This window comes from uncultured Allobosea sp., assembly GCF_945956895.1.
Lineage (GTDB): Bacteria > Pseudomonadota > Alphaproteobacteria > Rhizobiales > Beijerinckiaceae > Allobosea.
Genome location: NZ_CAMFJF010000129.1, coordinates 1 through 4935 on the forward strand (window position 1 = coordinate 1; position 4935 = coordinate 4935).

The 4935-nt window shown below is 65.9% G+C and carries 4 protein-coding genes; 2 read left to right on the forward strand and 2 right to left on the reverse strand.

The features are described 5' to 3' along the window. Both Q0Q02_RS23145 and Q0Q02_RS23150 read right to left on the reverse strand, forming a co-directional pair. A partial coding sequence (locus Q0Q02_RS23145) for an aminopeptidase (RefSeq protein ID WP_293813111.1) occupies window positions 1-1182 on the reverse strand: 1182 nt, incomplete at its 3' end. Window positions 1183-1288: 106 nt separating this feature from the next. Further along, window positions 1289-2179 carry a GntR family transcriptional regulator gene (locus Q0Q02_RS23150; RefSeq protein WP_293813113.1) on the reverse strand — a complete coding sequence of 297 codons (891 nt, stop codon included), beginning with the start codon at window positions 2177-2179 and terminating at the stop codon, window positions 1289-1291. 82 nt (window positions 2180-2261) lie between these two features. Between Q0Q02_RS23150 and Q0Q02_RS23155 the strand changes: the two genes are divergently transcribed. Continuing rightward, window positions 2262-3404 (forward strand): C45 family peptidase, encoded by a 1143-nt coding sequence (locus tag Q0Q02_RS23155; protein ID WP_293813115.1) that lies wholly within the window; start codon window positions 2262-2264, stop codon window positions 3402-3404. Window positions 3405-3450: 46 nt separating this feature from the next. Beyond that, a partial coding sequence (locus Q0Q02_RS23160) for an ABC transporter substrate-binding protein (protein ID WP_293813117.1) occupies window positions 3451-4935 on the forward strand: 1485 nt, incomplete at its 3' end.

A 4935-nucleotide genomic window follows, 5' to 3' on the forward strand; every position in this document is an offset into this window, starting at 1 on the left:
CTCGCCGGAGCCGATCATCCAGTCGATATGGATCAGGCTCTTGTTGCCGCCCTGCGCCGCGATCTGCTCGGGCGTCAGGCTCGCGCCGTCGACGAAGCATTTCGAATAGCACTGGCCGAGCGCGATATGGCAGGACGCGTTCTCGTCGAAGAGCGTGTTGTAGAACAGGATGCCGCTCTTCGAGATCGGCGAGGAATTCGGCACCAGCGCGACTTCGCCGAGGCGACGAGCGCCCTCGTCGGTGTCGAGCACCTTGTTCAGCACGGCCTCGCCACGCGAGGCCTTGGCCTCGACGATCCGCCCGCCCTCGAAGCGCACCCGGATCTCGTCGATCAACGAGCCCTGATAGGAGAGCGGCTTGGTGCTGGAGACGTGGCCCTCGACCCGGCGCGCATGCGGCGTGGTGAAGACCTCCTCGGTCGGGATGTTCGGGTTGCAGACGACGCCGTTCTTGGCCGGCGAGGCGCCGCCCTGCCAGTCATGGCCGTCGGCCAGACCCACCGTCAGATCGGTCCCCGGCCCGGTGAAGTGCAGCGCGGCGAAGCGCTGGCCGTTCAGCCAGTCGCGGCGGGCTCGCAGCGCGGCGTTATGCGCCGCCCAGGCGGCCACCGGATCGGCCTCGTTGATGCGCGACGCCGCGAAGATCGCCTCGGCCAGCTTACCGATCGCCACCTCCTCGGCATCATCAGGAAAGACCTGCTTGGCCCAGGCCGCGCTCGGATAAGCCAGGATGTTCCAGTTGATGTCGAAGCCGGCGATCTTCTCCAGCGCCGGCTGGTAGGCCAGCGAATTGGCCTTGCTGGCGCGGCCGACCTTGGCCGGGTCCTCGTTCGCCAGCAGCATCGGATTGTCGCCGACGATGGCGAGTCGCGCGGTATTGGCGGAAAAGGCCTCGGCGACGCCCTTGTAGAGCCAGGCCGGCGCCTTGTCGAAGCTCGCATCCGGCGCATGGCGATAGCGCGCCAATGTCACCTCCTCGTCGGCCAGCATCGGCGTGACGATGCCGGCGCCGGCCTTGTAGGCGTGCGCGGCGATGCGACGCACCAGCGGCAGCGCCGCGACCGGCGCCGTCAGGAACAGGTCCTGCCCCGGCTGGAGGTTGAGCCCGACGCGGATGGCGACCTCGGCCAGCTTGTCGAGCTTGGCGGCATCGATGGCTTGCGGAGGCTGATGAACTGTCATGGCACTGGACCTGTCGGATTCGGGATATCGGCATTGCTGGCCCAAATCGCCGCCGGGTCAACCGTCCCGCTGGCAAGGCTGCCATCCCGTGACCGAGTGAGCGGGTTCAGTCGCCCTCTTCTGCCGGCTTCGTGCCGAGCTTGAGCTTGCTGGCGCGCGACAGATGGCTGCGCATCAGTGCGGAAGCCACCTCGTTCTCGCCCGCTTCCAGATGGTCGAGCATGGCCAGATGCTCCGTGCAATTGACCTGCACGCGCGCGAAGCCCAGGCCCCAGTCATAATTCGAGAGACGCCTGAGCTGGTTCTGCCGCCGCACGGCGGAGTGGAAGTAGCGATTGCCCGTGGCCGCCGCCAGGCCTTCATGGAACGCGGCATTCATCTCGAAGAAGGCGATGCTCGAAGACTCGCGCCACGGGCTTTGCAGATATTCGAGATGCCGCATCCGCATCTCCGAAATCCAGACCGGCTCCAGACGGAAACCGGGTTCGAGCATGCACATCGGCTCGATCACCAGCCGGAAGCGGTAGCTCTCGTCGCGCAGGCGCTTGTCTCGCGGCTCATGCAGGAAGCGCCAGCCATAGCCCGGCTTACGCTCGACCATGTCGAGATCGGCAAGGCGGGCGAGCAGCTTCTGCGCCTCGGGCCGGCCGAGCTCATAGCGCCGCATCACCTCCAGTTCCGAGACCTCGTCCGGCAGCAGGCCGTTCTCGCGCTCACGCGCGAGCTTGACCATGGCGAGCTCGATCGTCTCCGGCGTGCGGGCACTATCGGTCGCGGCCGGAACCTGGACGAGCTCGATCCCCTTGTTGAGATGCCGCCGCACCACGCCCTGTTCGGCGAGATGATCGAGCGCCGCCCTGACCGGCGTGCGCGACACGCCGAGCCGACGCGCGGTGGCGTTCTCGTTGAGCCAGGCACCGGCCGTGAGCGCGTCGTCGCGCACGAGCTGCAGGATGCGGTCGGCGATGTCCTGTTGCAGCCGGGTCGGCGCCGTCATCGGAAGACCCTTGATTGTTTTAGTTGATGATGAAATACAATACAGCACGATCTCCCGCCAGCATACCGGAAAGATGCGCGTCATGGTCCAGCCCTGCCCTTTCGTCGATGTCTCGGGCACGCCGTATGAGAGGGGCCGCCAGCACGGCGCGGCCGTGCCGAGCCGGGTGAAGCGCTCGATCGAGCTCTACGGCGGCCAGCTTGGCGATCTCGGCTACGACGCCAAGGCCAAATCCGCCCTGATCGGCGAGTTCGCCAGCGAGATCGAGGCGTTCGGCGCGCATTACATCGAGGAAATGCGCGGCATCGCCGATGGCGCCGGCGTCGCGCTGGAAGACATCATCATGGTCAATGCCCGCACCGAGGTCATCGCCAAGGCGCGGATGATCAAGAACAAGCCGGTCGAGGCCACCGAGGAGCTCGACGACGGTTGCACCGGCGCGATCATCCTGCCGGAGCGCAGCGCCAACGGCGAGGTGATCCACGGCCAGAACTGGGACTGGCGGGCCGAATGCGCGGAGACCGCGATCGTGCTGCGCGTGCGCCGCAATGACGGCCCGGATTTCCTGACCTTCGTCGAAGCCGGCGGCCTTGCCCGCTGCGGCATGAACGCGGCCGGCGTCTCGATCACCGCCAACTATCTCGAATGCGAGCGCGATTTCACCCAGACCGGCGTGCCGCTCGCCCTGATCCGCCGCAAGGTCCTGGAGCAGGAACACCTCGCCTTCGCGATCAAGGCGGTGGCGGCGACGCCGAAGGCCTGCTCGAACAACATGATGCTCTCGACCGTGAAGGGTTTTGGCATCGATTTCGAATGCGCGCCGGACGAGGCGTTCCCGATCTACCCGGAAGACGGCATGATCGTGCACGCCAACCACTGGGTCGGGCAGGTCGCGCTGACCAAGGTCAAGAACACCAGCATCCCGCGCGTGCCGGAGAGCTTCTACCGCGACTGGCGCGTCAAGAAGCTGCTCGACGAGGCCGGCCGCAAGCTGACCGTCGACGATCTCAAGCAGGCCCTCTTCGACGATTTCCTCTCCCCCTATTCGGTCTGCCGCCCGGCCCGGCCGAACGAGCAGGGCAACCTCTCGGCGACCGTCGCCATGGTGATCATGCAGCCGGCGAAGGGGATCATGGAGGTCGCGCCGCTGCCGGCCGAGAACCGCGTCTTCACCCGCTACAGCCTGACCGAGGACCCCGTTCTGCTCGCCGAAGCGGCCGAATAATCCGGTCCCGGCCCCGCGTCACAACCGAAAAAAGCAACAGGGGAACATGATGCGTCGAAACACCACCACCGCCCTTGCCGCCGCGCTCCTGTGCGGCGGCCTCGTCCAGGCCGTCGAGGCGAGCACGCTCAAGATCCAGCTCCGCGCCGACATCCGTTCGATCAACCCCGGCGTCAACCGCGACGCCAACACGGACGGCGTCATCGTGCAGATGGTCGAGGGCCTCGTCGCCTATGGCGAGGACGCCCTGCCGAAGCCGCTGCTGGCCGAGAAGATCGATATCTCCCCGGACGACAAGAGCTACACCTTCACCCTGCGTCAGGGCGTGAAGTTCCATAACAGCGCAGCTCTGACCGCGGCCGACGTGCTGTGGAGCTGGAACCGCTACATGGACCCGAAGACCGACTGGCGCTGCCTGTCGGAATTCGACGGCCGCGGCCAGGTCAAGGTCGAGAAGGTCTCGGCGCCGAACGACAGGACCGTCGTCTTCGAGCTGGACAAGCCGAGCGCGCTCTTCCTCTCCGCCCTCGCCCGCACCGATTGCGCGATGACCGGCATCCTCCACAAGGACTCGGTCAAGGCCGACGGCTCCTTCGACAAGCCGATCGGCACCGGCCCGTTCAAGTTCGCGGAATGGAAGCGCGGCGAGTACATCAAGCTGGAGCGCTTCGCCGACTATGCCTCGCTGCCCGGCAAGATCGACGGCCTGACCGGCGCCAAGAAGCCGCTGGTCGATGAGGTTCGCTTCCTCGTCATCCCCGACAACGCGACCGCCAAGGCCGCCCTGCTGAAGGGCGATATCGATGTCGTCCCGGATATCGCCAATACCGACATCGCGGAGCTCAAGAAGAACGACAAGGTGAAGACTTCCGTCGTCACCAGCATGGGCCTTGTCGGCCTGATCATCCAGACGCGCGACCCGCTGCTGCAGAACGTCAAGCTGCGCCAGGCGATCGCCGCCGCGATCGACTCCAAGGAGCTGGTCGGCGCCGTCACCGACGGCATCGGCTCGCCCAACAACGCGATCGTGCCGGCGCTCTCCGCCTATTACGGCCCGGTCCAGAAGCAGGGCTGGAAATACGACCCCGCCGCTGCCAAGAAGCTCCTCGCGGAAGCCGGCTACAAGGGCGAGAAGATCGTGATGCTCGCCAACAAGCGCTATCCCGAGAGCTTCGACGCCGCCGTCGTCGCCCAGCAGATGCTGCAAGCGGTCGGCTTCAATGTCGAGATCGAGGTGCTGGAATGGGCGACGCAGCTCGACCGCTACAGCAAGGGCAACTACCAGATGCAGGCCTTCCCCTATTCGGGCCGCATGGATCCTGCGCTGAGCTACGAGTCGATGACCGGCCCGAAGGACAAACAGCCGCGCAAGCTCTGGGACAATCCCGAGGTGCAGGCCCTGCTCGACAAGTCCATGGTCGTGAACGACAAGGCCGAGCGCCAGAAGATCTTCGACGAACTGCACAAGCGCTTCATCGCCGAAGTGCCGATGGTGATGCTCTATAACGGCATCGTCGGCGGCGCGATGGGC